The organism is Corynebacterium sphenisci DSM 44792, from assembly GCF_001941505.1.
Classification (GTDB): Bacteria; Actinomycetota; Actinomycetes; order Mycobacteriales; family Mycobacteriaceae; genus Corynebacterium; species Corynebacterium sphenisci.
On record NZ_CP009248.1, the window covers coordinates 732867 to 757922 of the forward strand.

The 25056-nt window shown below is 68.1% G+C and carries 18 protein-coding genes and 1 pseudogene; 9 read left to right on the forward strand and 10 right to left on the reverse strand.

Annotated features, from left to right (window positions below; all coding sequences use genetic code 11):
- Positions 1 to 28 precede the first annotated feature (28 nt).
- Both CSPHI_RS03360 and rpsT read right to left on the reverse strand, forming a co-directional pair.
- Positions 29 to 1831, reverse strand: a complete 1803-nt coding sequence (locus CSPHI_RS03360) for an acyclic terpene utilization AtuA family protein (protein WP_075691494.1) — start codon at positions 1829 to 1831, stop codon at positions 29 to 31.
- A gap of 265 nt (positions 1832 to 2096) precedes the next feature.
- Positions 2097 to 2363 carry a 30S ribosomal protein S20 gene (gene rpsT / locus CSPHI_RS03365; protein ID WP_075691495.1) on the reverse strand — a complete coding sequence of 89 codons (267 nt, stop codon included), beginning with the start codon at positions 2361 to 2363 and terminating at the stop codon, positions 2097 to 2099.
- 282 nt (positions 2364 to 2645) lie between these two features.
- Here rpsT and CSPHI_RS03370 point away from each other — a divergent pair, with 282 nt between their 5' ends.
- Both CSPHI_RS03370 and CSPHI_RS03375 read left to right on the forward strand, forming a co-directional pair.
- Complete coding sequence (locus tag CSPHI_RS03370; protein WP_075691496.1) at positions 2646 to 3257, forward strand: hypothetical protein; 612 nt, start codon at positions 2646 to 2648, stop codon at positions 3255 to 3257.
- A gap of 206 nt (positions 3258 to 3463) precedes the next feature.
- Positions 3464 to 4162 carry a hypothetical protein gene (locus tag CSPHI_RS03375; RefSeq protein WP_075691497.1) on the forward strand — a complete coding sequence of 233 codons (699 nt, stop codon included), beginning with the start codon at positions 3464 to 3466 and terminating at the stop codon, positions 4160 to 4162.
- Positions 4163 to 4280: 118 nt separating this feature from the next.
- Here the strand turns inward: CSPHI_RS03375 and CSPHI_RS03380 are convergent, their stop codons facing one another.
- Positions 4281 to 4844 carry a type II toxin-antitoxin system PemK/MazF family toxin gene (locus tag CSPHI_RS03380; protein ID WP_075691498.1) on the reverse strand — a complete coding sequence of 188 codons (564 nt, stop codon included), beginning with the start codon at positions 4842 to 4844 and terminating at the stop codon, positions 4281 to 4283.
- A gap of 137 nt (positions 4845 to 4981) precedes the next feature.
- Here CSPHI_RS03380 and lepA point away from each other — a divergent pair, with 137 nt between their 5' ends.
- From lepA to CSPHI_RS03400, 4 genes are all read left to right on the forward strand, one after another.
- The gene (lepA, locus tag CSPHI_RS03385; RefSeq protein ID WP_075691499.1) at positions 4982 to 6823 is read left to right on the forward strand and encodes a translation elongation factor 4; all 1842 of its coding nucleotides are present in this window, start codon (positions 4982 to 4984) and stop codon (positions 6821 to 6823) included.
- A 1-nt stretch (position 6824) separates the two neighbouring features.
- Positions 6825 to 8468 carry an ATP-dependent nuclease gene (locus CSPHI_RS03390; protein WP_075693690.1) on the forward strand — a complete coding sequence of 548 codons (1644 nt, stop codon included), beginning with the start codon at positions 6825 to 6827 and terminating at the stop codon, positions 8466 to 8468.
- 487 nt (positions 8469 to 8955) lie between these two features.
- On the forward strand, positions 8956 to 11454 hold the full coding sequence (locus tag CSPHI_RS03395) for an N-6 DNA methylase (protein ID WP_075691500.1): 2499 nt from the start codon (positions 8956 to 8958) through the stop codon (positions 11452 to 11454).
- Positions 11455 to 12204: 750 nt separating this feature from the next.
- The gene (locus tag CSPHI_RS03400) at positions 12205 to 12621 is read left to right on the forward strand and encodes a Dyp-type peroxidase (RefSeq protein ID WP_075691501.1); all 417 of its coding nucleotides are present in this window, start codon (positions 12205 to 12207) and stop codon (positions 12619 to 12621) included.
- Here the strand turns inward: CSPHI_RS03400 and CSPHI_RS03405 are convergent.
- Positions 12618 to 13586 (reverse strand): annotated as a pseudogene (locus CSPHI_RS03405) (IS481 family transposase). The gene CSPHI_RS03400 and the pseudogene CSPHI_RS03405 sit on opposite strands and share 4 nt — an antisense overlap.
- A 143-nt stretch (positions 13587 to 13729) precedes the next feature.
- Positions 13730 to 13900 (reverse strand): hypothetical protein, encoded by a 171-nt coding sequence (locus tag CSPHI_RS11990; RefSeq protein WP_157118466.1) that lies wholly within the window; start codon positions 13898 to 13900, stop codon positions 13730 to 13732.
- 414 nt (positions 13901 to 14314) lie between these two features.
- Here CSPHI_RS11990 and CSPHI_RS03410 point away from each other — a divergent pair, with 414 nt between their 5' ends.
- Positions 14315 to 14608 (forward strand): hypothetical protein, encoded by a 294-nt coding sequence (locus tag CSPHI_RS03410; protein ID WP_075691502.1) that lies wholly within the window; start codon positions 14315 to 14317, stop codon positions 14606 to 14608.
- A gap of 325 nt (positions 14609 to 14933) precedes the next feature.
- On the opposite strand, the gene CSPHI_RS03415 is transcribed toward CSPHI_RS03410, so the two are convergent.
- Positions 14934 to 15752, reverse strand: coding sequence for a hypothetical protein (locus CSPHI_RS03415; protein ID WP_075691503.1), 819 nt, complete (start codon positions 15750 to 15752; stop codon positions 14934 to 14936).
- A 63-nt stretch (positions 15753 to 15815) separates the two neighbouring features.
- Positions 15816 to 16937: a ribonuclease H family protein gene (locus CSPHI_RS03420; protein WP_075691504.1), complete on the reverse strand. Its 1122-nt coding sequence runs from the start codon at positions 16935 to 16937 to the stop codon at positions 15816 to 15818.
- 392 nt (positions 16938 to 17329) lie between these two features.
- Between CSPHI_RS03420 and CSPHI_RS03425 the strand changes: the two genes are divergently transcribed.
- The gene (locus CSPHI_RS03425) at positions 17330 to 17851 is read left to right on the forward strand and encodes an MmpS family transport accessory protein (RefSeq protein WP_075691505.1); all 522 of its coding nucleotides are present in this window, start codon (positions 17330 to 17332) and stop codon (positions 17849 to 17851) included.
- 27 nt (positions 17852 to 17878) lie between these two features.
- On the opposite strand, the gene CSPHI_RS03430 is transcribed toward CSPHI_RS03425, so the two are convergent.
- Complete coding sequence (locus CSPHI_RS03430) at positions 17879 to 19633, reverse strand: hypothetical protein (RefSeq protein WP_075691506.1); 1755 nt, start codon at positions 19631 to 19633, stop codon at positions 17879 to 17881.
- Between the two features lie 694 nt (positions 19634 to 20327).
- Positions 20328 to 21503, reverse strand: a complete 1176-nt coding sequence (locus CSPHI_RS03440; protein WP_075691508.1) for an acyl-CoA dehydrogenase family protein — start codon at positions 21501 to 21503, stop codon at positions 20328 to 20330.
- 196 nt (positions 21504 to 21699) lie between these two features.
- On the opposite strand from CSPHI_RS03440, the gene CSPHI_RS03445 reads away from it, so the two are divergent.
- Positions 21700 to 23463, forward strand: a complete 1764-nt coding sequence (locus CSPHI_RS03445) for a class I adenylate-forming enzyme family protein (RefSeq protein WP_075691509.1) — start codon at positions 21700 to 21702, stop codon at positions 23461 to 23463.
- 63 nt (positions 23464 to 23526) lie between these two features.
- On the opposite strand, the gene CSPHI_RS03450 is transcribed toward CSPHI_RS03445, so the two are convergent.
- On the reverse strand, positions 23527 to 24960 hold the full coding sequence (locus tag CSPHI_RS03450; RefSeq protein WP_075691510.1) for a phytoene desaturase family protein: 1434 nt from the start codon (positions 24958 to 24960) through the stop codon (positions 23527 to 23529).
- Between the last annotated feature and the right edge of the window lie 96 nt (positions 24961 to 25056).

Genomic DNA, 25056 nt, shown 5'->3' on the forward strand with positions numbered 1-25056 from the left:
GTGGCGGCGTACGCGGTCCGGGCGGCGGTCATCGCGTCTCCTCGGGGTCGGTGGTGCTGGGGCTGTGCGGGTACCGGGCCTCGTCGGGCAGCAGCCGGGTCGGCAGGTCCACATGCCGGCTGCGCAGCCATTCGGCGAGCCCCTTGGCCTGCGGGTCGAAGCGGGCGCCGTGGGCGACGCCGTGGCCGAGCAGGCCGCGGACGATGAAGTTCACCGCACGCAGCCGGGGCAGCCGGTGGCGCTCGACCGCCAGCCCCCGGGTCTCCGGGAGGAGCTCGGCGAGCAGCCCCTCGTCGAGGGCGTGCGCCAGCCAGGCGTGGGCGGCGTCGTCCTCGGCCCACACCCCGATGTTCGCGTCCCCGCCCTTGTCCCCGGAGCGGGCGCCGAAGAGCAGGCCGAGCGGCACCCGCGCGGTGGGCTCGCCCGGGACGCGCCCGTCGGGAGGCGGCGGCAGATCGGTGTCCGCGGGGCCGACCTCGGCGGTGGCCGCCGGCGCCGGGATCTCGGTTTCGGCGCCGTCCGGGGCGACGGCGAGATGCGGTACCGCCGCCTGGTCCACCCAGCCGGCGGTGTGCACCCCGTAGGGCGAGGATCGCCTCGGGGGCGCGTCGAGGAAGACCCCGGGCGCGGTGCCCAGGGCCAGTTCCACGATGGCCCGGGGGAAGGCGTCGGCGACCCGGCGGTCGGCGTCCCAGGCCACCACGGTGACCCGGGCGCTGGCCGCGGCCTGGGTGTCCGCGTCCGGGTGGTCGGTGCGCGCCACCCGGATGTCGAGCTCCGCCGGGGCCGGGGCGAGGGCGCGCAGCTGGCGTTCCAGCAGGGCCGTCTTGGCCTCGATGCCCAGGCCGGTGACGTGCAGGGTGACCTCGTTGCGGTAGCCGCCGAGCCGGTTGACGGAGACCTTCAGCCGCGGCGGCGGGGGCTCGCCCACCGCGCCGGTGAGGCGCACCCGGTCGGGGCCCTCCTCGGTGACGGCGACGGTGTCCAGGCGCAGGGTGGCGTCCGGGCCGGGGTAGCGGGCCCCGGTGACCTCGTAGAGCAGCTGGGCGGTGACCGTGTTCGCGGTGACCGCGCCGCCGGTGCCGGGGTGCTTGGTGATGACCGCGTCGCCGGCGGCGTCGATTTCGGCGATGGGGAACCCGGGCCGGAGCGGATCCCCGGATTCGGGGCGGTCGAAGAAGGGGTTGTTGCCGCCGGTGGCCTGGGTGCCGCATTCGATGACATGGCCGGCGGCCATCGCCCCGGCGAGGCGGTCGAGATCCCCCCGGCCCCAGCCGTGGTGGTGCGCGGCGGGGCCGACGATGAGGGAGGCGTCGGTGACCCGGCCGGTGACCACGATGTCCGCCCCGGCGTCCAGGCAGGCGACGATGCCGAAGGCGCCGAGGTAGGCGTTGGCGGCGATCGCCCCGTCGACGCCGAATTCGGCGGCCCGGCCGGTGAGGTCGTCGCCGTGTACGTGGGCCACCATGAGATCCAGGCCGCGGGCGGCGATCCGCTCGCGCAGCGCCTCGGCGAGCCCTGCGGGGTTGAGCCCGCCGGCGTTGGCGACCACCTTCACGCCGCGCTCCGCGATGAGGTCCAGGGAGTCGTCGACCTGGGCGAGGAAGCTGCGGGCGTAGCCGCCGGCGGGGTCCTTCATCCGGTCCTTGGCGAGGATGAGCATGGTCAGCTCCGCCAGGTAGTCGCCGGTGAGGTAGTCCAGCTCCCCGCCGAGGAGCATCTCCCGCATCGCGGAGGAGCGGTCGCCGTAGAAGCCGGACATGTTGCCGATCCGCGCCGGGCGGGCCGCGGCGGCGGGGCGATCGGGGGTTCCGGGGGAGGCGGCGCGCATCGGATCTGCTTTCCTGGGGGACATCATCTGGTGCTGGTGACCACGGTCCCATGACCGCCGGGGAAAATCAACCAATCGCGCATGATTGTTTTATGCGGCGGGGCCGACCAGGTGATCCCCGGGATCCGGGGGTGGGCGCACCCGTGCGGTGGGGCGGTGCCCGGTACGCCGGCGCCCGGCCCCCGGAGACGGCGACGCCCCGGCCGGGGGACCCGGTCGGGGCGGTGGCGCTGCCGCGGGCGGGACCCGCGGCGGGGGAGGGGTCTTAGCCCTCCATCTTGTTGATGGCGCGGGCCAGGCCGGACTTCTTGTTCGCGGCGTTGTTGCGGTGGAACACGCCCTTGCTCACGGCCTTGTCCAGCTTCCGGGAGGCGACGCGCAGCTGCGCCTCGGCGGCGGCCTTGTCCCCGGCCTCGATGGCCTCGCGCACCTTGCGGATCTCGGTGCGGACCGCGGAGCGCACCGCCTGGTTGCGCAGGCGGGCCTTCTCGTTGGTCTTGTTGCGCTTGATCTGCGACTTGATGTTCGCCATGTCTGAATTACCTCTTGGTTTCCGTCTCGGATGGGTGGCACCTGCGCCCGACGCCGGATGGGGTGACGGTCATCCGACCCTGCCGGCACCGGCGAACCCAAGGTCCTGAACGCCCGGTGCAGGCGCGTCGCGTACGCGCAGACAACTCGTGGAACCCTACCAGGGGCCGCGGTCGCCGGACAACCGGGTCCGGTGCCGGGCGCGGGGAGCGTTCCCCGCGCCGGCTGCGCGGGACCGGCTGGCGGGTGATGCTGTGGGTGTCGATCAGGAAGGAACCTCGCCATGCGCCACGACCGCCGAATCCCCCGACCGCCCCTCCGCCCCGCCCGGGGGCTGCTCACCGCGATGGCGCTGCTCGCGCTGGCCCTCGCCGGCTGCGCCGGCGGGGAGCCCGGCACCGCGGACCCCGGCGAGGTCGGGGAGACCGTGACCACCACCACGCGGCAGGACGCGGCGGACGGCGCCGGGACCGCCCGCGACACCGCCGCCGGGTCCGCGGAGGAGAGCCCCGCCGCCGGGGAGCTCGCGTTCGAGACGGCCCCGAGGGTCTACTACGCGGGGGACACCGTGATCCTCGGGGATCCGTACCCGCCGATGAACGGACGGCCCGCGCTGGTGGCCTGGCGGCTGGCGGGCGCCCCGGACCCGGCGGGGCTGCGCTGCACCGTCACCGTGCGCGAGGAGGACGGGGGCGCGATCCGCTACGAGGGCGAGGCCGAGGGGCCGACCTGCCTCGGCGACGAGGAGCAGGAGGCCTTCGGGGACTCCCCGCTGGTCTTCATCCCCCGGGAGGGCGGCGATTACGTGCTCACCGTCACGGTGACGGAAGGCGGGGCGAAGCTGGTGGAGGTGATCCCCTTCGAGGTGCACGTCAACAGCATGTCCTCGACCTGACCCCGCCGCCCCGGTGGGCGGCTGCGCATTCCCCCGGCGCGCGGCATGTCGCCGGCGGAACCGCGAGCTCCGGCGGCGCACCCGGTGCGGTCGATCGCGGGCCCCGGACCCCGGCGGGACCGGGGACGGGATAATTCCCCTGGTGCATGCCGGGAGGGCATCCGAGACTGACGGTGCCCCGTCCCCGCACCGAAAAGGACATCCCGATGAGCACCCGAATCCCGCACCGCCCCCGCATTACCGCGGCCGCCGTCGCCTGCGCGGCGGCCCTGACCCTCACCGCCTGCGGCGGCGGTTCCGGCGAGGTCGCCGCCCCGCCGGCGCAGGCCCCCGCGATCACCGAAACGGTCACCGAGACCACCACCGCGACCACGGAATCCGAATCCCCGACCACGAGCACCACCCGGGAGGACGATGACCGGGATTCGCGTGGCGACCGGGGAGCCGATTCCGATTCCTCCGGCTCCGGGTCCACCCGGTCGGCCTCCGGCACGTACACGAAGCCGACCTCGGCGAAGGAGGACGATTCCCCGGGCCATAAGCCCTTCGACGGCCCCTTCAACGTCAAGGCCGATATCGCGGAAATGGAATTGGGCCGGCACGGCAGCGATCGCATTCGCGCCGGGAAGCCGGCCATCGTGCTGTGGGCGGTGGAGGTCAATGGCCGGGAGATCACGGACGACGCCTGCGAAACGCATGTGTCCATCACCGATGCCGAGGGCCGGGAGTACATCGACGCCCAGCCCACCGGGAAGGCGTGCACGAACGACAATTTCGTGGCCGCCGAGGACGTCATGGTGAAACTCGAGGATGGTCTGCAGCCCGGCGATTATCTGCTGCGGGTGCGCATCACCATGGACGGCGACACCGTGGTCTTCCCGCTGACCTTCACCGTGGAGCGCTGACCCGACGGCGGCCCCGCCCGCGCCGCGGGCCCGCACGTCCATTACCCCCTGGTGGGGGAGGGGCCGCGGCGGCCCGCCCCGGGATCCCACGGCCGCGGCCGCGGTGGGGGAGGGGCGCTCAGCGCCAGTGGTAGTCGGAGCGCAGCCGGGAGGTGATCCGGTCGAAGCGGCGCCGGGGCATGACCGCCCCGGAGCGGCGGATCCCCGATTCGGGGACCTCCAGGATCCGGTCCAGGCGCACCCAGGAGGGCCGGGCCCGGCTGTCCCAGGCGCCGGCGCCGATGTAGAGCCACCGGTTGTCGTCCGCATGGCGGGGGTCGGTGGAGATGAGCGCGCCCAGCAGGGTGTGCTTATGCCGGCCGAGGACCACCACCGCGCGCTCATGGGGGGTGCCCACATCGCCGTCGAGGAGCACCGGGGCCCAGACCACCTCACCGGGATCGGTCTGGCCGTCCATGTCCGGGGCGTAGACCACGGCGCGCGCCAGATCCGCCGCCGGGCGGGCCACGGTGGCCGGCTCCCGGTAGGCGAGCTGCTCCTCCTCGGCGGCGTCGGTCTCCGGCACCATGCCGAGCTGCTCGGTGAGCCGGGCCAGGCCCTCGTCGAGGGGGTCGGGGCCGCGGAAGAAGTCCTCCAGGCGGCGTCCCGCCCCGCGCAGCGCCCCCACCAGCCTGTTGCTCATGGAAACCGAGTGTAGCCGGGTAGAGTTGTCGCCGACCATCCGTTACCGACCGCACGGCGCCCCCGCCGGCGGCCCCGGGCCCGCGCGGGCCCCGGCGGCACCCGCTGCGGGGACCGTGCACTGAAAGTGGCTACTACGTGACCAGGAACTTCGCGGCCGAGACCTTCACCGACCCCGCCCGGATCCGCAACTTCTGCATCATCGCGCACATCGACCACGGCAAGTCGACCCTGGCCGATCGCATCCTGCAGCTCTCCGGCGTGGTCGAGGACCGCGACATGCGCGACCAGTACCTGGACAACATGGACATCGAGCGGGAGCGGGGCATCACCATCAAGGCGCAGAACGTGCGCCTACCCTGGGTGCCGCGCTCCGGGGCGCATGCCGGGGAGCAGATCGTGCTGCACCTCATCGACACCCCCGGCCACGTGGACTTCACCTACGAGGTCTCCCGGGCACTGGACGCCTGCGAGGGCGCCATCCTGCTGGTGGACGCCGCCCAGGGCATCGAGGCGCAGACCCTGGCCAACCTCTACCTGGCCATGGAGAACGATCTCGAGATCATCCCGGTGCTCAACAAGATCGACCTGCCCGCGGCGGACCCGGATCGCTTCGCCGAGGAGATCGGCAACATCATCGGCTGCGAGCCGGAGGAGGTGCTGCGGGTCTCCGGCAAGACCGGCGAGGGCGTGCCGGAGCTGCTGGACCGGGTCTGCGAGCTGGTGCCGCCGCCGGCGGGGGACGCCGATGCGCCGGCGCGGGCGATGATCTTCGACTCCGTCTACGACACCTACCGGGGCGTGGTCACCTACGTGCGGGTGGTGGACGGCAAGCTCACCCCCCGGGACATGCTGCAGATGATGTCCACCGGCACCAAGGTGGAGCTGCTGGAGATTGGCATCGTCAGCCCCCAGCCGCAGAAGTGCCGGGGCCTTTCGGTGGGGGAGGTGGGCTACCTCATCACGGGCGTGAAGGACGTCCGCCAGTCCAAGGTGGGCGACACCGTCACCTCCGCCAAACATGGGGCCGAGGAGCCCCTGCCGGGCTACGCGGAGCCGAAGCCCATGGTGTACTCGGGCCTGTTCCCGATCTCCCAGGAGGATTACCCGGATCTGCGGGACGCCCTGGAGAAGCTGCAGCTCAACGACGCCTCGCTGACCTTCGAACCGGAGACCTCGGTGGCGCTGGGCTTCGGCTTCCGCGGGGGTTTCCTGGGCCTGCTGCACATGGAGATCACCCGCACCCGCCTGGAGCGGGAGTTCGACCTGGACCTCATCTCCACCGCGCCGAACGTGGTCTACCGGGTGGTGCAGGAGGACGGCGCCGAGATCATGGTGCGCAACCCCTCGGACTGGCCGGAGGGCAAGCCCCGGGAGGTGTGGGAGCCGATGGTGAAGTGCACCATCATCGTGCCGGCCGAGTTCGTCGGCCCCACCATGGAGCTCTGCCAGACCAAGCGCGGCGAGATGGGCGGCATGGACTACCTCTCCGAGGAGCGGGTGGAGCTGCGCTACACCATGCCGATGGGCGAGATCATCTTCGACTTCTTCGACATGCTGAAGTCCCGGACCAAGGGCTACGCCTCCCTCAACTACGAGGAGGCCGGGGAGCAGCAGGCGGACCTGGTCAAGGTGGACATCCTGCTGCAGGGGGAGCCGGTGGACGCCTTCAGCGCCATCGTGCACCGGGACAACGCCCAGTGGTACGGCAACAAGATGACCAAGAAGCTCAAGGAGATCATCCCCCGCCAGCAGTTCGAGGTACCGGTCCAGGCGGCTATTGGTTCTAAAATTATCAGCAGAGAGAATATCCGCGCTTTGCGCAAGGACGTGCTCGCCAAGTGCTACGGTGGCGACATCTCCCGCAAGCGCAAGCTGCTGGAGAAGCAGAAGGCCGGCAAGAAGCGCATGAAGAACATCGGAACGGTGTCGGTGCCGCAGGAAGCTTTCGTGGCGGCGTTGAGCACAGAGGGGAATTGAAATGATAACAAAGAATAAAACCCAAATCCGAGATTCGCATATAGAGGCGTTAAAGGAAAGGGTCAAGAAACAACAATACGAGCATTATCTGCGTGAGATCCGCATCGAGAAATTACGTGGGTTGGAGGATTGTGCTATACGTTTTGATTTCCCGGTTACGGCCATTGTAGGACCAAACGGATCTGGAAAATCAACAATCGTCGGTGCGGCAGGATTAATTTGTAAGCAACTAAAACCGAGGACATTCTTCTCCCGCGCGGGAAAATACGATGACTCCATGAAGGGATGGACCGTATCGTACTCATGTTTAGTCCCGGATGATAAGAGCCTGAATAAGCCAAAGACTACAACGGCTACGTTCAGACAGGCTAAATGGAATCGGGATGCGATAGCCCGACCGGTCCGCTATATCGGAATCGAACGAACGATACCGGCCGCAGAGAGGCGAAACCTAAGTAAATTCGCCTCGGGAAAATTTAAGTCCGACAAAGAACAGGCTTTAAGTCCCGAGACTCGGAGAAATGTCGCGAAGATTCTCGGCAAGGAAGCCGATAATTATATTCGAGTATTCGAGGCCGAGAACTCACCCTCGGAGAAATCAATTTTCGCGGCCGCGCCACGGGAACATGCGACGCCTGAAGGAGATACGTCAAGCGGTGAGAATCTGAGGAAGAATCCAGCATACTCTGAGTTTCACTTCGGTGCCGGAGAGGCCTCAATTATTTCCATCGTAGATGAAATTGAGCAAGCCCCAAAATTCTCGCTCATCCTGATCGAGGAAATCGAGAACGGGCTACATCCTGTAGCCACCTTCCGACTCATTGAATACCTCATGGACGTCGCGAAGCGGAAGAGCTCCCAGATTATATTTACTACCCATAGCAACAATGCGATCGAGCCTCTTCCAGATGACGCCGTATGGTCGGTAGGAAGAGGAAAACTCTATCAGGGAAAACTTGATGTCGAATCTCTGAGGGCGCTGGTTGGGGAGATTGATACCAAGTGCGCAATTTTCACGGAGGATGAATTTACAAAGAGATTTGCAGAAGTTACCTTGCGGAAATTTCATCATCCGGGTAGTAAATCGCCACGAATCGTGGACATGAAGGGTCTTGAGATTCACGCGTTGGGAGGTGAATCTCAAGTTAGGGAGCACACCCAACACCATAATAGTAATCCGACGATCAAGTTTCCGGTCGTAGGACTCCTGGATGGCGACCAGCGAGATGCCGCTTCCAAAACAGCCGAAACGGCAGAATGGACTAATGACGGAGAAGTCCGAACATTTAATCAAATTGTATATTGCCCAGGTGATGGACATCCAGAACAAGTCATTTATGAGGATATCATCCGCGCAATGGCCGGCGAAGATGGCAGGACCGATCCGACGGCTAAACTTACGGTTAGCCTTGGAGAGGATTCTGGGCGCCAAGAACACGTCCGCTCGCATGTCGAGGAAATCTACCATTCAAATCATGATCCTCATCTCTTATTTGCGCGCCTTGGAGAGAAGCTGGGCTTCTTGTCGGCACATAAAGTTGAGGACGCATTCTTTGACCAATGGTGTGCGAGCTACCCTGATCGCCTAGAGGAAATGTGGCGCGATGCGGCTAACGTGTTGCCTTTCATTGAACTCGAAGATTAGGCTGGGAATCTGGTGATCATAGGAACAGCTGACCAGGGCGTGCAAAAGTTGGCGGCAGAACCGCCAGTATCCTTCTGTAGGACTCAGCAAACACAAGGCCGATTTTGCCTAACTTCGATATCTGTAGGCTTAAATTGGAATTGTTCTTGCTAAAGTGGGATCTAATTCACTACCGGCCTAGTTTATACTATGCGGACTCGCAGGTAATCAGCAGAAGCTCTAAATTGGCACAGCTGCGGCCGGTTAACCGGTGTGGTTGAAGGCGTTGGGTTACCCTGTGGGTTACCTCTGTTATAAGAGAACATCTCCCATAAGCAGAAGCACTAATCCGGAGTCTAGTAAAGGCAGTTCAAGCGTGTCCAAAACGAGTCGAGTGAAGCCAAGTCTGGGCGGTGTTTGGCTCGACCTAGCCTAATATAGGATAACTATACCTGTTCTAAAGCAACATAGCGCCTCTATCTTATAATTGACGCCAAGGAGGATTTAGATGAAGCCATCAGCTCTACCCCGTTCCGAAACTAACGAGATTATCGACTTCATTACTGGTGCGCCGGTCCGAAGTACACCCGAAGAAGTGGAGTCGGTGCAGCCCTATTTAAAGTATCTTGTTGAGGACCTTGGTTACCCTCCTGAGTGTATTCAGTCACATCCCCAGTGGAGGGTAAAGACCCGCCCTTCAGATAATCAAAAGTCAGTGCCAGTTGATATCGCGGTATTTCGGGATGCGCGAAAGCTGCCCGACGACCTCATCATGATCGTTGAGTGTAAACGAAAAGGGGCAAACCCTGAAGATAGCCATGATAGGCAAATTTTCAATTATCTCAATTGGTCTTCGGCTGTAATAGGCACCTGGACTAATGGAGAAACGCGCCTAAATTGGGTCAAAGAACAGGTTAACGGGCAGCTAGACTATCGGGAGCTGCCTACGGTTCCGAGGTACGGAGAGAGCCTAGAGGAGGTGGGACGCTACCGGCGAGACCAGCTAACTAAGCCCCGCAACCTGCAACAGGTCTTCCGGGCGATTCGGGCGCACCTCGCCGGTAACGCTAGGGGCACGACCCGCGACGAGGCCATCGCTACAGAAATGATCAACTTGATCTTCTGTAAGATCTACGACGAGATGTATACCAAGCCTCAGGAACTTGTAGAGTTTCGCGCTGCTACAGGCGAGAGCGAGGCTGAAGTACATGAGCGGATCACTTCTCTTTTCGATAACGTACGTACCATGTACAATGACGTCTTTTCGGAGAATGACACACTGGCTTTGGATCCGGCCTCAGTGAAATTTGTCGTCGGTGAATTGCAGACGTTCTGTCTAACTGAGGCAGGTAGAGACGCTGTAGGCGAAGCTTTCGAGGTGTTTATTGGTGGGACTCTTAAAGGTGAGCAAGGGCAGTTTTTCACACCGCGGAATGTAATCCGGCTTATGGTCCAACTTACTAACCCCGGAAAAGACCACCTCGTTATCGATCCGGCCTGTGGAGCCGGCGGATTCCTAATTGAGACGCTTCGGCAGAAGTGGAATGCTATTGATAGGCTCGGGCGCGAGAATGGGTGGAAGGAGTTGTCTATCGCTAAAGAGAAGACCGCCTGTGCGATGAAGACAATTCATGGCCTAGATAAAGATGACTTCCTTGTAAAAGTCGCCAAGGCCTATATGGCGATCATGGGAGACGGCAAGGGAAATATCTTCTCTGAGGATTCACTTGAGAAACCAGACAATTGGCGAAACGCCTCTCGTTTTGTTCAACTTAACAACTACGATATCGTTTTGGCTAATCCCCCCTTTGGGAAAGAGATTAAGGTGCGTGGGGCGGATAAGCTCAGCCAGTTCCGGCTCGCCCATAAATGGCGGGGCAGGCAAGAAGTTGAACCCTCTACTCTCCTTCAGGAGTGTAACCCACAGGTTCTATTCGTCGAAAGGTGCCTGCAGTTAGCGAAACCCGGTGGATACGTAGGCATAATTCTCCCGGAGATATATTTCCATGGGCCCTCCGTCCAGAATGTGCGCGAAGTTCTGCTCGGGGAGAATAATGTTGTCGCTCTCATCGATTTGCCCCATAACACGTTTAGGCCGTTTAATAACGCCAAGTGTGTCGCCGCTATTGTTCAAAAGGGGGTAAAGCAGCAGGAATTTATTAAGATGGTAGTTGCCCAGGAAATGGGTCACGACCACCTTGGCCGGCCTATCTTTAGGATGGGTGGCCCTGCAGGGGGACAAGGTGCCCCTATCTGGGATGATATCACTGACGCTGCTGATGCCCTCGAAGCCGGTGTACATAGCGACCTTGTCTTTGAGGTTTCGGCTACAGAGTTGGCGCGAGAAGATATCTGGGTTCCTAGGTATTATTGGCATGGTTTCAATGAGGATGTTTCGCTGCCGTCTAGTTATCCCGCTGAATGGATCACGATTCAGGAGCTCGAAGATCGTGGTATTATTTCAACTAGGCCTGGGCACGGCAGTCCCAAATCTGCTTTTAAGGGTCGCGGAAAGTTTACCTATGCGCGCGTTAAAGATATCGTCAACTGGGAGATTTATAGAGATCCGACCTCCGCGATTTCCGAAGACGTTGCTCGGGACTTCACTGATAAATTCCGATTGGAACCTTTGGATGTCGTTTACGTTTCCCGGGGATCCTACCGTATCGGTGACGTAGCATTGGTTGGGCCAAATGATGTTGACACTATACTCACCCGGGAGCTTCATGTTTTAAGGGTTCTCGAGGATAATGCGCTCGGCATGACCCCCTACTACCTCCTCTACTTGCTTACGACTCCTCAAGTCAAACTCCAAACCCAGGCGCGAGTGTTCCTTGATACGACCTTGCCTAATATCGGTGACCGATATAAATCCATTAGGCTTCCCATCGCCAAAGATAAGGTTATCCGTAAAGAACTCTCCGAGAAGGTCCGATCCGCCGTGGAGGCCCGCTGGATTGCCATGGAAGATATTCGGGAACTTCTTCAGGAAGAGTCTTTTGACTAGTCTAGGATGGAGTCACGCCTAACGCCACATGGTCCTTAGCGTTATTTTTGCTTCGTTCGGCTCTGTTAAGGTCCTTGGTAAAATCCTTTTGGAATGCCGGTTTGTGTGACGGCTACAAGCTCCCGTTATAGGGCCGATTCGGATGTGGTTAGCCTTGGTAAAAATGGGGCTCTAGGGGATACTGAGCGGTGCTGTGTCTCGGTTGCCTATTCCCCCATTGGCTTAGTTTGTAGATCGTTGATTGCCCTGGGTAGGTTGACGCAACCCGTGCGCTGTGGATTTCCCTTGTCTCTCCGTCGCTGGTTCCCGGGCTTGCCCGGGAAGTCGCCCTGAATGCACGTTCCGCACCTGCGGGTCGTTGGTGCTATGCCGCAAGAGCAGCCCCCAGATGCTCGGCACTGTCGAGATCGGAGGACTCGACGATGTACATCATGATTTCCGAGGCGGAGTTGTTGACCACGCCCGGCATGGCTCTCCAAGACCTGGGATACTGGGCAGGCATCAAGGAGCGCCACCCCCGGCGGCGTTTGTCCACCGTTGGGTTGGCAGGCCCCTTAGGTCGGGGCCATCTCCGGGATGGTCTTCCCGATTCCCTCCATCGCGGCCACCACCACAGCGCGGCGGGCAAGGGACTTTATGATGCACGTCCCGCAACGGGTTTGGGTCCTTCGCCGCACCGGTCTTGGGACAGCACTGCACCCGGGAACGGCCAGCGGCGTTCAGCCCTGTCGGCCCGGCGCCGGCTCCTCGGTGCTGCTCTTCCAGAAGTGGGAGCACCGCAGCCGGGACTGGGAGGGCCTCGGCGAGGACCGGCAGGAGGAGATCATCGGCCGCACCAAGGTGGACAGCGTCGAATTCGACGACGAGGTCAAGCCGGAGGACTCCCATGTCGCCCGCTCCGTGGTGGAGGTCGACGGGGAGGAGCTCGACGTCTACCGGCGCAACGTCGCCTACGGCGATTTCGGGGAGCACGGCACCGTCTTCGTCGGCTTCAGGCACGACCAGTGGCGCCTGGAGCAGATGCTGGTGCGCATGGCCGGCGCCGACGGCGGGCCCTGGGACACCCTCACCCGCTTCACCGACGCGCTCACCGGATCCTGGAACGTCTGCCCCGCGGTGGGGGCGCTGGCGGAGGTCGCCGAACCCTACCTGCCGGAGGAGGATTAGGTGTTGTGCCCCGTGAGGTTGTGAACGATCTTTGCGGGGCTTAGGCCGCCCAGTGCAGTGTGGGGTCGGTGGTGATTGTAGGTGTGCAACCACCGCTGGTACGTCGCCGCGCGGGCGGCCTCACTGTCGTAGGTGTCGGCGTAGGCCCACTGAAGCGGCCAGGGTCCGGTTGAACCGCTCGACCTTCCCACCTGCCTGGGGCCGGTACGGCCGGGTGAAGATGTGCTTGATGTTCTGCGCGGCGAGGGTCTTGGCCAGCAGCCGCGACCGGTAGGCCGAGCCGTTGTCGGTCATCACTCTGGCGATGGTGAGACGCACGCCGGCGTAGAACTCGCGCGCCCGGGCCCAGAACCCGGTGACGGTCTCCTTGGTCTCGTCGTCGAGGAACTCCGAGTACGCCAGCCGGGAGCAGTCGTCGACTTTCGTGGTGGCCGAAGGCGTAGCCGACTCCGCAAGTGGCCCTTGGTGGCGTCGTTTCCGCGGCCCAGGGCCCGCCAGCCGCCACCGTCGGGGATCCGCCCGAGCCTCCCCACGTCCATGTGGACCAGCTCACCGGGGGTGTCGTAGACGTAGCTGCGGGCCGGCTCGCGGCGCACCGGCAACCCGGTGGCCCGATCCAGGCACGCCAGAATGCCATCCGGTACCGCCGAAGCACCCGGTGCACCCTCCGTTGGGTTCAACCCCAGGTGGTAGGCGATGCGCGCCGGCCCCCACCGGCGGGTGTGCCGCAAGCCGATGATGCGCCGCTCGGTGCGCCTGGGGGTCCGATTCGGGCAGGTCGCCGGGGTGCTGGGCCGGTCGACCATCGGCTGGCCGGCCCGGTAGCGCCGCGACCACTTCTACGCGGTGGACACCGAGACCTGGAAGCGCTCGGCTGCGCGGGCGCAGCTCCACCCGTCGTCGACGATGAGCTTGGCCAGGCGCAGTCGCCCGGTGGGGGTCAAAGGTGCGTTAGCGTGGGACATGGAAGGGGCGTTTCTGTCGTCTTTGAGTGTGGTAACCCAAGACATACACAGAAGCGGCCTTCCCCCTATGGGCCTATCCCCGCATACGCGGAGATCCCGGCAGGCAACGTTCGCAACCTACCGGGACACAACACCTAGAGCTCCTACGTCAAAACCTGCACCTTGTGAGCCAGCTCGCTAAGGTTGTCGGCGAGGGCAGCGTTGCGCGCGGCTACGGTCCTATGGGAGTCGGCAAGCTCGAGTAGGGCAATACGAATATAGTTCTGGTTGTTCACCAGTTCCGCAAGCAGCTGCTGCATCTTATCTTCTTCCATTCTGGTACCCTCCTAATTCGTGGGTTGTGCATTCGGGACGATTTTCAGTTTTACTCAGTGTTTTTCATCAATCCAGGCGGGGGTAGCGGACGGGGGTAGCAAGGGCTAATCACGAGGGTTTCGCATGATTTTTGTCCAAGGAGCCAAAGCCCATGGCGGACACCCGGCGAAACCGACCCAGAAGTAACACGGGATCTCCTACGAGTCCCGGCACCGCGATGACCGCGCCCCCTACGTCATCATCCAGAAGCAGACCGGGCGGCGGTGGGTGCTGATGAAGCGCGACGCCCCCGAACTGGAGACCTTTGACAGCGTCACCGCCGCGAGGAGCGCATCGCCTTCATCGCCAGCGGGGAGGAGGATCCGGAACCGGCGAGCGATTGCTGCTTCCTCACCACAGCCTGTGAGGTGGTGATGGGGCAGGCCTTCCGTGACGACGCCCTGGAGCTGGAGACCCTGCGCCGGCACCGGGATCGGCGCGCCGCCGAGCGTCCGGCGTTGAGGCCTCTGGTCACCGAGTACTACGACCGGGCACCCCGGATCGTCGACGCCATCGCCGCTGAGGGCAACGGGGAGGAGGTGTACCGCGGCACTTTCGACCGGATGGTGCTACCCACCGGCCGGCTGCTCGATGCGGGCCGCGATGATGAGGCCATCGACCTCTACTACCGGGAGTTCATCGGGCTGCGCGACCGGTACGGGGTGTAGACCCCGTGGCGGGAGGGAGCGAGCCGGCGGTATCGGGTGTCGTCAGGCCGATGCCGCCGGCCTCGCCGGGATCATTCATGCGTGCGGGAACGGCGACCGGGCCTATGAGATCAGACGGCCCCGGCAGGTGGGGCGATTGCGGGCTCCGCGGTGAGCTCCGGTTCCGGTGAGGGCCCCACGGGCCTGTGCTCATGATGCGTTTGGCCGTCGGTGCCCGCGGATTACCGTCCAGGGGGCCACGGGGAGGCTCCGGGGGAGCCGGGATACCTTGCCCACATGAGGAAGCTCAAAGGAAGACCGAGCGCCGAGGGTGGCTCGCCGTATGTCACTGCGCGGCCCCGTACTGCCAGAGGAACATGTCCAGCACCTTCCCCAGCGGCAGCGGGTGCGCGGTCCTCCGTGCGGTGCGGGGATCGATCACCCCGACCTCATGCCGAATGCCGTCGAAGGGGCCCCGGTGGCTCTCGTAGAAGCCGCGGAGGGCTGCCAGCGCGGTCGCATTCGCCCGTGAGAAGCCCGGATCCCCTGGCTCCTGGAGGGCCTTCCGGGCCTCCTGGAAGTAGCTGTCGAAGGCGGGGATGCAGCCCCACACCCCGAGCATCACCTTGGTCACCAGGGTCAACGAGGTGCCGCCCTCGGGCAGCAGAGCCCGCTCCAGCTTCACCCAGGCCTCGTCGAAGAGAGCGCAGGCGTCCGTCTCCCGTGCCGTCCGGGGATACTGCGGAACATCGAAGGCGTGCAGGCCGCCGACCCGGTGCACTCCTCGTTCCCCGGATTCGGTGAGCTCCCCGCTGTATTGGGCGATGACGCCGATGGCGGCGTCATAGTGCAGCAGGTTCGTGCGCTGCCCGAGGAATCCCGAGCCCCGGTACATCCCCCAGGAGGCCAGGAACATGCCCAGGTGCATCCGATCCAGCTCCCGGCTCGACGCATCCAGGGGAGAGGTGAGGAAATGCAGGTAGCAGAGATCCCAGGCCAGCTCCCGGTTCACCGCGGCATCCTCGACGCCACCGGCCTCCGCGGACGGCTCCCGGGGAGGTTCCGCGCTTTCCCACACCCGGCGCGGCGGCACCGCCACCGAATGCCCGCAGCGGCGGTAGTCCCGGATCGTGTCGTGGATGAGCTGCGGGTCGACCGTCCGCATGGGGGTTCCTCCGGATGGGCTTCGGGATATGGGGTCCTCGACAGCCGACGGTACCGGGTGGCGCTACGCCGACATGGGCGCCGGCATATCGCCGAGGCCGGTCGGGGGCGCCGGGGTCGCGCCCGGTGCGGGGGTTCGCACGCTCAATGGCGGCGTCATGTCGAGCACCTTCGCCGGGCGGCCGCCGCCGGCGGCGGGCCGGGGGTGCATGAGGGCCCGGACCCGGCTCAGCGGGTGCAGCTCCGTGATCTCCTCCCGGTCCAGCAGCGCCAGCCACTCCACCCCGAACCAGGCCCCGGGCTCGGAGAGATCCCCCAGGTCCGGGTGGTTTGCCGTCAGGTGGGCCCGCCAGAACTCGTGCAGCCGCGCCAGGCGGGACTGCCCCAGGGGATCGTCGATGGCCCGGGTCATCCCGTGCCGGGCCACCGCATCGGCCATCTCCGTGGCGGGCAGACCCTGGTGGCCGGGGCGGTGGTGCGCCTCGACGCGGATGCCCATACCGCGCAGCACCTGCACCGCATCGAGCAGCCGGCGCGCCTCCGGCAGCCGGGCCTCCTCGGCATCCGGATCCCCCTGCTCGATGATCCGCGCCACCGCATCGCAGTCGGAGACCAGCTGGATCCGCCGCGCCCGCGGGTCCGGCCGGGTCAGGGCGAGTTCGGCGGCGCGCAGTTCCGCCTGGATGCTGCCCTCGCCCGGCCCCAGGGACACCAGCCGGGACCACAGGGAACCGTCGGTGGCGACTCCGCCGAGGGTGGCGAGTTCCCCGTCCAGGCAGGTCGCGTCGGAGACCACCACCAGGGTGCCTCCGCAGTCCAGGTCGCCCGCGAAACCCGTCGCCGGACCATCCGGCGCCGCGGGGGTGCGCGGGGTGCTCAGCGCCAGGTGCTCCAGGTAGCCGACCAGGGCGGGGCTGTGCAGCGGGTTATGTCCCAGATGGCGGTACTGCCCGTAGTCCACCGTGGCCTCCGGATGTCGGCGGCGCAGCGCGGCCACTGCCTCCCGGACCCGGCGGTCCAGGCCCCGGTGGTGCACCAGATCGCTGAACACCTCCAGGGACCCGTCCGGGGCGACGACCGCGGTGAAGCGGACGTGGCCGCTGAGGGTGTTCGTGGGCAGGGCGAGCACGGTGATGAACCCGCCCCCGGTGGTGGGCTCGATGAGAGGGGAGAGGTTCGCGTCCATGGCCCGGAGGCTAGGGCGGCCCCGGACGCCGGCAGGCGGATCCCGGGACATGTGTTCGGGAAATAAAGTTCAGGAGTGAATTCCGGCGTCTTCGGGTTGCCGGGGTGGGGGAGGGGACCGCCCGGCCCGGCCCCCACGACCGGGACGCCTGGGGTGCCGGCCGCTGCAGGGGTGCCGGATCCGGGCGGCGATGCCCGCGGGGCGCAGGACCCCGCCTTCGTCACTGTGACGGAAGAGGGATGGCCTGGTGTCGTGGGCGCGGTGCCGGGATCCGGTCGGGCATCGTCTTCCGGGGGTGGCAGGGGAGGCTTCCCTCGCCATTTCGGCGAGGGGCTGCGGTTCCCGCTGCTACCGTCGCGGCCATCCACCGCCACCACACGGAAGGGCGAGCCATGCCATCGCACCCCATCCCGCAGGATCCGAACCAGGCCGACCCGGCCGGCGGCGGAGGGAAACCGTGGTACCGCCGGCCCGGTTGCCTCTTCGGCATCGTCTTCGTCGCCGTGTTCGGCATCATCATCCTCATCACCGTCGTGTCGGTGCTCGGGCTCCGGGGGTGGTACGGGCCCGCGGACACGGTCGTCGAGGGTGTCCGGGAGGAGCTCGGGGACGGGCATGTGGTCACCTACGAAATCGGCGGTGACGCCCGGGACGTGCTGGCCACCTACTACGCCGGCGAGGAGGGGATCGTCCAGGAGGATGGCGTCGCCGCCGGCTGGTCCACCGAGGTGGCCCTCGACGGCCCGCCCGGCGCCGAACTGCTCGCCGCCAACGCCCCCGATGAGGAGGGCGCCGTCACCTGCCGGATCATCGTCAACGGGGTGACCATCGCCGAGGACAGCGGCGGCGGCCGCGGCGGGGCCGCCGGCTGCAGCGCCGATCTCGGGGCCATCCAGGACGCCGAGCGGAAGTAGCCCCGCCGGCCCCGGCGGACCCGGGGCCTACCCGTCCTCCCGGGGGTCGCGCCGGGATCGCAGCGCGGCCTCCAGCTCCCGGAAGGCCGCGGCGCCCGCGCCCTCATCGGGCAGCAGCAGATGCCGGTCCCCGGTCTGGTCCGCGCCATGCTCCAGGGCCACCTGCAGTCCGAAGGGGGCGGCGATCCGCGCCAGCCGCTCCCGGGCGGTGTGCGGGGCGGCCTCCATCAGCTCCATCAGCCGCCAGTGCCCGGGCGGATCTGCGAGGATGCCCGCCAGGGTCCGCACCGCCTCCCGGGGCGCCGGGGGCTCCGGGGCCCACTCCGGCAGGCTGGGCCCCTGCGCGGCCCCGGGGGCCTCGTCGGCGGCGCCGGCCGGGTCCGGGCCGCAGTAGCGGATGGTGCCGACCAGCACCGCTCCGTCGATGGCGAAGGGCGCCTGCTCCGCCACGGTGGCCGGCAGCAGCAGATGCAGCGGCCGGCCCCGCCAGGTCGCGGTGCACATGATGGTGCCGATGCCGCCGTCCAGGGCCCAGTCCACCCGGCGCGGATCCTGCAGCCGCACCGCCACCGTCCACGGATCCCCGTAATGCGGCCGGCGCTCCTCGGGCAGGCCCGGGTGCGCCGCATCCGGATCCGGCACCCCGGGCAGCCACCGGGCGAGGTCCACGCCGCGGTCGAAGACGGCGACCTCGGTGGCGGCGAACTCCCACAGGCCCTCCGCCCCGGAGTAGGCCACCGGCCGCCACCGCCCGGTGACCGCGTCCAGGGTGATCGCGAACCCGTCCGCGCCATGGGTGAGCTCCACCCCGGCCGCGCCGGTGCCGTCCCGGTATTCGCGCACCGCCCAGTCCACCCCGGTGTCCCGGGCGAAGAGGGTGGTCCACACCGCGGACTGGTCCCCGGGCACGAAGCCCAGGGCGGCGGGGATGGTCGAGGTCAGCTCCATGGTCGGCGGTCGGCCGGCGATGGTGTACACCTCCAGCCGGGGCGGGGCCGCCGGGGCGTGCCGGGGGTACTCCAGCACGGTGGGCTCGGCGAAGTGGAAGGGCCCCGGATGCGGTTCCGCCGGTTCGAAGGCCCCGGTGGTGAGCATCGCCGCGGTGAGCGCCGCCCCCGCCGGATAGGGATCGGCCACGCCCGCCCGGGCGGGGGCGCACACGTCCACCGCGGTGCCGTCGCCGAACTCGCAGACCAGGTGGTGGAAGGCGCACCCGGTGAGGGTGTTGGCCAGCTCCTCGGCGGAGCGGATCCGCAGGGTGGCGCGCGGGGTGGCCGAGGCCGCGTGGGCGGTGGCGAACTCCGCCAGGCCCGCGGTGAGGGGCCCCTCGGCGGCGACGGCCGCGTCCTGGCCGGCGAGCAGGGTCAGGTGCAGCAGCCCGGGCCGGAAGAGCCGGTCGGTGTCGCAGCGCCCGGCCCCGGGCAGCGGCGCATGGGCCAGGGGGTCGACGAAGCGGTAGGGCAGCATCGCCGGGGGATCGGCGGCCTCCGGCAGCGCCGCCATCGCGAACCCGTAGATCGGGTCCTCGGCGCTGGACAGGCAGGGCACGGTGGTGCCCGCCCCGGCGAAGCCGAGGGTGAGCTCCGCGGCGCCGAAGAGCACCGCCGCCCCGGAGGGGTCCACGTGCACCCGGGGCAGCAGCGGACCCGCCGCGCCCCAGTCGATGAGCCGCGGCACCGAGCGCACCGCCGCGCCGGGCAGCTCCGCGGCGGCGCCCGCGGGGGAGGGGTCCGCGAAGGCGAAGCCGAGGGCGTGCTGGTGGTCGGCGAAGGCGTCGCTCATGAAGGTGAGGCTACGGCAGCCCGCCCCCTCCGGGAAGGGGGTTCAGCGCCCATCCGCCCGGTGCGCCGGACATGTCCCCGTCAGCCCGCATCCCGTATTCCCGGTGCCGCGGCGCCCTCGGCGAGGACCCGGGTCGGGGGCGGGGCCGGTGCCCCGCGGATAGCCCGCGGGAGCCGGGGCGCGAAATAGGGGGCCGGTCGGGTGGGGCCGTGGCTCTGCCCGGGGCGGCCCGGGGCGCGTTCGCCGGTGGGGTGGCGCGCACCCGGCAACCCGCGGTTCCCGGGGGTGGGGGCGATCGTGGGGGTGTTGCTCGCGTCCATCCCTGGTGGCGGGGCACCGGGCGTGCCATGCTCACGGCAGGACGGGTGCCCGCGACGCACCGCCGCGGAGCCGCCGGTCCGGGGCCCGAACCGGGCAACGACGGAGGAAGGAGCCGGGACGATGCCGATGATGGGGCCGAACCGCCATTCCGCCGCCGGCGCCGTGCCTGGGGCGTTGCGCGAGTGCCGCGACTCCCGGGGTCGGGTGCATGTCCTGGACTGCTCCGGAATGGACGCCGAGGCCCTGGGGATCGTCGGGGACCCGGATACGCTGGCCGTGCTCATGGACAGCATCCGGGATGTCGAGAAGGGTCGACTGGTCGAGTTCGACTCGTGGGCTGTGGGTCGATGACCGGAGCGGGGGAGGGGTCTGCTCAGTAGCTCTTGGGCAGGCCCATCATGTTCTGGGCGACGTAGTTGAGCAGCATCTCCCGGCTCACCGGGGCGATCCGGGGCAGCCGGGAGGCCGGCAGCATCCGGGCCAGCTTGTATTCGCTGGCCAGGCCGTTGCCCCCGAGGGTCTGCACCGCCTGGTCGAGGGATTTGGCGCAGATCTCCCCGGCGGCGTACTTGGCCATGTTCGCCGCGTCCGCGGCCTCCATCGGCAGCCCGGCGTCGAAGAGCGCGGCGGCCTTGGCGCCCATCAGCTGGGCCATCTCCAGCTCGATCCGGCACTGCGCCAGGGGGTGGGCCAGGCCCTGGTGGGCGCCGATCGGCTGGCCGAAGACGCCGCGCTCCCTGGCGTAGGCCACCGCCACGTCGAGGGCGTGCCGGGCCATCCCGGTGGCCATCGCGGTGGCCAGGATCCGCTCCGGGTTGAGCCCCATGAACAGCTGCGGCAGCCCGGCCTCGGCGGAGCCGATGAGCGCGTCGGCGGGCAGTTTCACCTCGTCGAGGAAGAGCTGGTACTGCCATTCGGCGAGCTTGACCTCCATCGGGATCCGGGTGGCGGTGAACCCGGGGGCGTCGGTGGGCACCATGAACAGGGCCGGGCGGCGTTTGCCGGTGGCCTCGTCGGCGATGGTGGCCACGACCAGCACCCCGGAGGCCTGGTCCACCCCGGAGATGTAGGTCTTGGTGCCGCTGAGCACCCACTGCCCGCCGACCTTGCGGGCGGTGGTGGTGATGGCGTGGGAGTTGGTGCCGGCGTCGGGTTCGGTGATCGCGAAGGCGGCGATGTACTCGCCGCTGGCGATGCCGGGCAGGTAGGTCTTCTTCTGCTCCTCGGTGCCGAAGGCGCTGATGATGGTCCCGTTGATGGCGGGGGAGACCACCAGCATGAGCAGGCCCGCGCCCTGGGCGGCGAACTCCTCCTCGACGATGGCCAGTTCGGCGATCCCGGCCCCGCCGCCGCCGTAGGCCTCGGGGATGTTCACCCCGATGAAGCCGAGCCGGCCGGCCTCGTCCCAGAGCTCCCGGGGGTAGTCCCCGGCGTCGGCCTTCTCGATCATGTAGTCCAGCCCGTAGCCGGCGGCGAGGCCCCGGGCGGACTCGCGCAGCTGGCGGCGTTCATCGGTGTCGGTGAGGTGCAGGGTGGCGTCGGGTCCCATGGCGGTGGCCTCGTCCTTCGGGGATGGGGATTATGCGTGTTCCCCCACTGAACCATCCGGGGGAGAAAAAAGCAATCATGCTTGACTGATTAACGGGCGCCGTTTAGGTTCACCGGGGAAAGCGGTTGGCCCCGCGCCGCGCATCCCGCGGCCCCGGGCGGGGCAGCGCCGCATCCCCGATCCCAGGAGGCCCCCGATGCGCCTGCCCATCCTCACCTTCGACGACCCCGACGCCCTGGCCGGCGCGGAGCTGGACCGGGCGATCGCCCGGCGCTGCTCCATCGGCGACATCCCCACCCGGGCCGCCCGCGCCTACGGCTCCCGCACCGCCCTGGTCGACTACTCCGGGGAGATGACCTACGAGCGCCTGGAGCGGGAGGCCAACCGCTTCGCGCACGGTCTGCGGGCCCTGGGCATCGCCTCCCGGGAGCCGGTGGCGATCCTGGCCCCGAACTGCAACGCCTACCTGGTCGCCTACTTCGGCATCGCCAAGATGGGCGGAGCGGCGACCCTGGTGAACATGCTCGGCGGGGACGCGCATATCGGGCATGCGCTGCGCGCCACCGGCGCCCGGGTGGTGGTCTGCCACTCCGCGGCGCTGCCCATGCTGCAGCTGGTCGCGCACACCCTGCCCGCGCTGGAGCACATCCTGGTCATCCACGCCGACCCGGGCGCCGGCCTGGGCAGCGTCTCGGGGGCGCGGATGCACTCCTGGCGGGCCTTCCTCAACGGGGTGGCCGGCCTCGTCGCCGACCCGGCGGTCGACGTCGACGAGCCCCCGCGGGTGGCGATCGCGGACCGCCAGGTCGCCCAGTGCATGTTCTCCTCCGGCTCCACCGGCACCCCCAAGGGGGTGCTCACCAGCCATCTCGCGGTGACCGTGGCCGCGCTGTCGAACTCCTCCATCGTCGCCCTGCACCGCGCCGAGGACCAGCCGGCCACCACCATCGTGCTGCCGCTGTTCCACACCGTGGGGATGAACGTGCTGGCCATCCCCTTCCTCATGCACGGGGCCCGGATCCACCTGCTCGCCGGCTTCGACCCGGCGCAGCTGTGCCGGGTGCTCGCCGAATCCCGCTCCACCCACTTCGTGGGCCTGCCGATCATGCTGGAGGCGATCCTCAACCATTCGCTGAGCACCGGGGAGCGCTTCGAGCACCTGGCCACCCTGGCCTACGGGATGGCCCCGCTGCCGGAGAAGCTCTACCGGGCGCTGCGGGAGCGCTTCCCGGGCATCGCCCCGCTGCTGGCCTCCGGGATGACCGAGGCGCTGCCGGCGACCCTGGCCCAATGGCCGGGCATGTGCGAGACGAAGAAGGACAGCTGGGGCGTGGTCGGCGCGCACACCGACTGCCGGGTGATGAACCCGGGCACCGCCGATGAGCTGCCCGCCGGCGAGCAGGGGGAGCTGGTCTACCGGGGCCCCTCGGTGATGGAGGGCTACCTCGGCGCCGGGGACGCCGACGCGGTCTTCGCCGAGGGCTGGCTGCACTCCGGGGACATCGGCCACTTCGACGACGACGGGGCCTTCTGGTTCATCGACCGGATGAAGGACCTGGTGAAATCCGGGGGCGAGAACGTCTCCTCGGTGGTCACCGAGCGGATCGTGCTGGATCACCCGGCGGTGGCGGAGGCCGCGGTGATCGGGGTGGCCGACGAGTCCTGGGGCGAGCGGGTGGTCGCCGTGGTGGTGCCCGCCGGCGGGGTGCCCGCGGACGAGGGGGAGCGCGGGGAGCTCGCCGCGGACATCATCTCCTTCGCCCGGGAGCGCCTCGCCCCCTCGCACCGGCCCCGGGAGATCCGGCTGGTGGAGGCGCTGCCGCGCACCGGCAGCGGCAAGGTGCGCAAGAACGTGCTGCGCGACTCCGGCGCCGGTGGCGGGGAGGCGGCCGCGGCCGATGCGGACGCGACCGGGGTGGGGGCGGATGAGGGCTCCGATTCCGCGGAGGCGGCCGGGTAGCGCCCGCCGCACCCGGGGAGGCCGCCGGCGGGCCCCGCCGGCGGCGTCGCCATGTCCGGGCCGCTAGGGGCGGAATCGCCTGCCGGCGCGCAGCCCGCGCAGCGCCACCGCGGCGGCGTTCACCCCGCACATGCCGTGCACCCCGCCGCCCGGGGAGGTCGAGGCCGAGCACAGCCACACCCCGGGCACCCCGGTGTCATAGGGGTTGGGGCCGGCGTGCGGCCGGGCCAGCAGCTGGCGCAGATCCACCGCGCCCCCGGCGATGTCCCCGCCGACCAGGTTCGCGTTCGCGGCCTCCAGCGCGGCCGGGCCGGTGGCGCGGGCGGCCGTGATGCGGCCGCGGATGCCGGGGGCGGCGCGCTCCAGTTCGCCGAGGATCGCCTCCGTGGCGTCTCCCGCGTACCCGTTGGGCACATGGGCGTAGGCCCACAGCGGGTGCAGGTCCCCCCTCGAGCGGGAGGGATCGGCCAGGTGCTGCTGGGCGACGAGCACGAAGGGCCGGGCGGGCATCCGCCCGGCGGCGCACTCGGCCTCCGCGGCGGCGATCTCCTCGGCGGTGCCGCCCAGGTGCACGGTGCCGGCCCGCCGCGCCGCCGCCGCGGTCCAGGGCACCTCGCCCTCGATGACCAGGTCCAGCTTGAAGGCGCCGATGCCGTGCCGGAAGCGGCGGTGCGGCACCGCCCGGCGCAGCGGCTGCCGGCCGCCGAGCAGCTCCGCGGCATGGCCGGGGGCGAGATCCAGCAGCAGCAGATCCGGTTCGCCCACATCGTCCAGGGTCGTGACCCGACGGTTCAGCTCGATCCGGCCGCCCACCGCGGCGAGTTCGGCCACCAGGGCGTCGGCGAGGGCCCGGGTGCCGCCGACAGCGACCGGCCAGCCGGTGGACTGGCCCACCATGCCCAGCATCATCGCCGCCACCGCCGAGCCCGGCCGGTCCAGCCGGCCCCCGGCGTGGGCGGCGATCCCGGCGAAGAGCGCCCGGGCCCGGTCCCCGCGGAAGCGGGTCCACATCAGCGCCGCCGGGGAGAGCGCGTGCAGGCCGAAGCGGGCCATCTCGAGCGCGTCGGTGGGGGCGTGCCCGGGCCGGCCCAGCAGATCCGGAAGCAGCCGGTCCACGGCCCGGACATGCCGGGTGAACAACCGCCCCCAGGCGCCCGCGTCCCGGCCCAGCCCGGCGGCGGTGCGGCCCACCCCGCGGTGCAGCACCGCGGCCTCCCCGTGGGCCAGGGGGTGGGCCAGCTGCACCTCCGGCCAGGCGAAGCGCAGCCCGTGCCGCTCCAGGCGGAGCCGGCGCAGCCCCGGGGAGGCCACCGCCAGGGGCAGCACCGCGGCGAAGGCGTCGTGGGCGACGCCCTCGACGAGGGGTTCGGCGGCGCGCAGGCCCCCGCCGGGGGCGTCCGCGGCCTCCAGCACGGTGACCCCCAGGCCGCGGCGGGCCAGATCAATCGCGGCGACCAGCCCGTTCGGGCCGGCGCCGACCACGGTCGCGGTGTGCATGCCGCCCCCTGTCCGGGTCCGCCCGGGGCGGCCTGCCCCGGGTCCTCGCCGGGCAGAGTACCGCCCGCGCCGCCGGTGGGGAAGGCTTTGTTCGCA

What these genes read in the sequence shown, in the direction of transcription:
- CSPHI_RS03410 (WP_075691502.1), top strand. Translation starts at nt 14,315, where the DNA reads ATGGGGCAGGCCTTCCGTGACGACGCCCTGGAGCTGGAGACCCTGCGC.
- CSPHI_RS03420 (WP_075691504.1), bottom strand. Translation starts at nt 16,937, where the DNA reads ATGGACGCGAACCTCTCCCCTCTCATCGAGCCCACCACCGGGGGCGGG.
- CSPHI_RS03390 (WP_075693690.1), top strand. Translation starts at nt 6,825, where the DNA reads ATGATAACAAAGAATAAAACCCAAATCCGAGATTCGCATATAGAGGCG.
- rpsT (WP_075691495.1), bottom strand. Translation starts at nt 2,363, where the DNA reads ATGGCGAACATCAAGTCGCAGATCAAGCGCAACAAGACCAACGAGAAG.
- CSPHI_RS03360 (WP_075691494.1), bottom strand. Translation starts at nt 1,831, where the DNA reads ATGCGCGCCGCCTCCCCCGGAACCCCCGATCGCCCCGCCGCCGCGGCC.
- CSPHI_RS03395 (WP_075691500.1), top strand. Translation starts at nt 8,956, where the DNA reads ATGAAGCCATCAGCTCTACCCCGTTCCGAAACTAACGAGATTATCGAC.
- CSPHI_RS03445 (WP_075691509.1), top strand. Translation starts at nt 21,700, where the DNA reads ATGCGCCTGCCCATCCTCACCTTCGACGACCCCGACGCCCTGGCCGGC.
- CSPHI_RS03450 (WP_075691510.1), bottom strand. Translation starts at nt 24,960, where the DNA reads ATGCACACCGCGACCGTGGTCGGCGCCGGCCCGAACGGGCTGGTCGCC.
- CSPHI_RS11990 (WP_157118466.1), bottom strand. Translation starts at nt 13,900, where the DNA reads ATGGAAGAAGATAAGATGCAGCAGCTGCTTGCGGAACTGGTGAACAAC.
- CSPHI_RS03440 (WP_075691508.1), bottom strand. Translation starts at nt 21,503, where the DNA reads ATGGGACCCGACGCCACCCTGCACCTCACCGACACCGATGAACGCCGC.
- CSPHI_RS03370 (WP_075691496.1), top strand. Translation starts at nt 2,646, where the DNA reads ATGCGCCACGACCGCCGAATCCCCCGACCGCCCCTCCGCCCCGCCCGG.
- CSPHI_RS03375 (WP_075691497.1), top strand. Translation starts at nt 3,464, where the DNA reads ATGAGCACCCGAATCCCGCACCGCCCCCGCATTACCGCGGCCGCCGTC.
- CSPHI_RS03415 (WP_075691503.1), bottom strand. Translation starts at nt 15,752, where the DNA reads ATGCGGACGGTCGACCCGCAGCTCATCCACGACACGATCCGGGACTAC.
- CSPHI_RS03380 (WP_075691498.1), bottom strand. Translation starts at nt 4,844, where the DNA reads ATGAGCAACAGGCTGGTGGGGGCGCTGCGCGGGGCGGGACGCCGCCTG.
- CSPHI_RS03425 (WP_075691505.1), top strand. Translation starts at nt 17,330, where the DNA reads ATGCCATCGCACCCCATCCCGCAGGATCCGAACCAGGCCGACCCGGCC.
- CSPHI_RS03430 (WP_075691506.1), bottom strand. Translation starts at nt 19,633, where the DNA reads ATGAGCGACGCCTTCGCCGACCACCAGCACGCCCTCGGCTTCGCCTTC.